Here is a 289-nt window from a genome sequence, read left to right on the forward strand (position 1 = left end):
ACTTTCAAAGGATTACCGATTGCGCTGAGCGCCAGCCAGCAACTCGCCCTGTCTCACACCCAGTCAGAGAACATCAAAGTCGGAATACGCCCTGAGTTCGTTCATTTACGGGACACACAAAAAGACGCCGGTTTCGCCGTTACTGTCACCCATACCGAAGATCTTGGCACCTACAAAATCGTCACTGTTATGCTGGAAGATACCCAGGTCAAAATCCGGCTTGCCGAAGGCTCCCCCGTACCGGCGCAGCATGGCTGGATCAATTTTCCCAGCCGGTGGCTGAAGCTGT

1 protein-coding gene is annotated in these 289 nt (G+C 53.6%); it reads left to right on the top strand.

What is annotated here, in order from left to right; translation table 11 throughout:
* The coding region (locus tag ACYP03_RS25675; protein WP_459782630.1) for a TOBE domain-containing protein at positions 1 to 289 on the top strand (289 nt) is incomplete at both ends.

The organism is Photobacterium sp. R1 (genome assembly GCF_054600795.1).